We start from the raw sequence: 1,779 nt of genomic DNA, 5'->3' as shown, positions 1-1,779 counted from the left end.
TGCAGAAACAGAGTGCGGGTCCCTTGACCTAGAATGGACTCTCTGTACCCGAAGGTATGAGCTGTCTGTATTCCTAGAAAGGAGGTGATCCAGCCGCAGGTTCCCCTACGGCTACCTTGTTACGACTTAACCCCAATCATCGCACAAGCCTTGGCATGCTGTCTCCTTGCGGTTAACCCACATGCTTCTGGCTTATACAACTTTCGTGGTTTGACGGGCGGTGTGTACAAGACCCGGGAACGTATTCACCGCAGCCTGCTGATCTGCGATTACTAGAGATTCCAACTTCATGTGGTCGAGTTGCAGACCACAATCCGAACTGAGACCATGTTTTTGCGTTTGGCTCCACCTTACGGTCTAGCTTCGCTTTGTCTTGGCCATTGTAGTACGTGTGTAGCCCTGGATGTAAGGGCCATGAGGACTTGACGTCATCCCCACCTTCCTCCGGTTTATCACCGGCAGTACCCCTATAGTTGCCAACTTAATGATGCCAAATAAGGGAAAGGGTTGCGCTCGTTGCGGGACTTAACCCAACATCTCACGACACGAGCTGACGACAGCCATGCAGCACCTGTATCCGTGTGTATTGCTACTATTACGCATCTCTGCGCTTTTCACGGTATGTCAAACCCAGGTAAGGTTCTTCGCGTTGCTTCGAATTAAACCACATACTCCACCTCTTGTGCGGGTCCCCGTCAATTCCTTTGAGTTTTAGCCTTGCGGCCGTACTCCCCAGGCGGATAACTTAGCGCGTGAGCTACGGTACTGAGGGGGTCAACTCCCCCAACACCTAGTTATCATCGTTTACGGCGTGGACTACCAGGGTATCTAATCCTGTTTGCTCCCCACGCTTTCGTTCCTCAGCGTCAGTATTTAGCCAGGTGGTCGCCTTCGCCTCCGGTGTTCCTGCTGATCTCTACGGATGTCACTCCTACACCAGCAATTCCACCACCCTCTCTAAAACTCAAGAATTACAGTCTCAAATGCACGTCCCAGGTTAAGCCTGGGGATTTCACACTTGACTTGTCTTCCCGCCTACGAACCCTTTACGCCCAGTAATTCCGAACAACGCTTGCACCCTTCGTATTACCGCGGCTGCTGGCACGAAGTTAGCCGGTGCTTCTTACTCTGGTACCATCAAATGCAGGACTTATTAACTCCTGCACCCTTCTTCCCAGCCGAAAGAGCTTTACAACCCGAAGGCCTTCATCACTCACGCGGCGTTGCTGCGTCAGGGTTTCCCCCATTGCGCAATATTCCCCACTGCTGCCTCCCGTAGGAGTCTGGACCGTGTCTCAGTTCCAGTGTGGCTGATCGTCCTCTCAGACCAGCTACCCATCTTCGCCTTGGTGGGCCGTTACCCCGCCAACAAGCTAATGGGACATGGGCTCATCCTCTGGCAACCGGCCTTGCGGTCCCGGCTTTTCCAAACAACTTACGTCGCTTGCTTATGCGGTTTTAGCTACAGTTTCCCGTAGTTATCCCACACCAAAGGGCAGATTCCCATGCATTACTCACCCGTGCGCCACTAATGTATTGCTACATCCGTTCGACTTGCATGTGTTAGGCACGCCGCCAGCGTTCGTTCTGAGCCAGGATCAAACTCTTAGCTCTAATTACTTACTCCCAAACTTACGTTCAGAAGATTTTTTTTTCTCTTGACGGCTCGTCTTTTATCTCGAGCCCCGAAGCCTCTTTATCTCTCAACTTGCGCCGATTGACTCAAAGCCTCTAAGGACCCGCACTCTGTTTCTGCTCTCTTCTCTTGTCAAATAACTT

The 1,779-nt window shown here is 51.8% G+C and carries 1 rRNA gene; it reads right to left on the bottom strand.

Annotated elements, in window-relative coordinates:
* Window positions 1-77: 77 nt before the first annotated feature.
* Window positions 78-1,614, bottom strand: a 16S ribosomal RNA gene (locus GCL57_RS00025).
* Between the last annotated feature and the right edge of the window lie 165 nt (window positions 1,615-1,779).

This window comes from Fluviispira multicolorata (assembly GCF_009208585.1).
Lineage (GTDB): Bacteria > Bdellovibrionota_B > Oligoflexia > Silvanigrellales > Silvanigrellaceae > Silvanigrella > Silvanigrella multicolorata.
This window is presented reverse-complemented; position numbering and strand designations above follow the sequence as displayed.